The organism is Neisseria sp. P0021.S006, assembly GCF_051956895.1.
Window position 1 is genome coordinate 1 of the sequence record NZ_JBQCWZ010000455.1, and the last position, 1,104, is coordinate 1,104.

The following is a 1,104-nucleotide window of genomic DNA, read 5'->3' on the forward strand; positions in this document are numbered from 1 at the left end:
GGGTAAAACATTGCTGGCTAAAGCGATTGCCGGTGAGGCCGGTGTGCCATTCTTCAGCATTTCAGGTTCTGACTTCGTAGAAATGTTTGTCGGTGTCGGTGCGAGCCGTGTCCGCGATATGTTCGAGCAGGCCAAGAAAAACGCGCCATGTATCATCTTTATTGATGAAATTGATGCGGTTGGCCGTCAGCGTGGTGCTGGTTTGGGCGGTGGTAATGATGAGCGTGAGCAAACATTAAACCAATTGTTGGTTGAAATGGATGGTTTTGAAAGCAATCAAACCGTTATTGTGATCGCAGCAACCAACCGTCCTGATGTACTTGACCCAGCGTTGCAGCGTCCGGGCCGTTTTGACCGTCAAGTCGTTGTTCCATTGCCTGATATCCGTGGCCGTGAGCAAATCTTGAAAGTACACGCTAAAAAAGTACCTTTGGATGCATCCGTAGATTTGACTTCTTTAGCACGCGGTACACCTGGTTTTTCAGGTGCGGATTTGGCAAACTTGGTCAATGAAGCAGCTTTGTTTGCCGGTCGTCGTAATAAAGTTAAAGTCGATCAAAGCGACTTTGAAGATGCTAAAGACAAAATCTACATGGGTCCGGAGCGTCGCAGTATGGTAATGCACGAAGATGAAAAACGTGCGACAGCCTATCATGAGGCCGGTCATGCAATCGTAGCGGAAAGCCTGCCGTTTACCGATCCGGTTCACAAAGTAACGATTATGCCTCGTGGCCGTGCATTGGGTTTGACTTGGCAGCTGCCTGAGCGTGACCGCATCAGTATGTACAAAGACCAAATGTGAGCCAGCTCTCAATCTTGTTTGGTGGCCGTATTGCTGAAGATATTTTTGTCGGCCGTATTTCTACCGGTGCATCTAACGACTTTGAGCGTGCAACTCAAATGGCACGCGAGATGGTAACGCGTTATGGTATGAGCGACAAAATGGGTGTGATGGTTTATGCTGAGAACGAAGGTGAGGTATTCTTGGGTCGCAGCGTAACCCGTTCTCAAAATATTTCCGAGAAAACCCAACGAGATATCGATGCGGAAATCCGCCGTATTTTGGATGAGCAATACCAAGTGGCTTACAAAATCTTGGATGAA

Annotated in this window: 1 pseudogene; it reads left to right on the forward strand. The window is 47.9% G+C overall.

The features are described from left to right. Positions 1-1,104, forward strand: a pseudogene (gene ftsH / locus ACTHUM_RS14950) (ATP-dependent zinc metalloprotease FtsH); the annotation flags it as partial.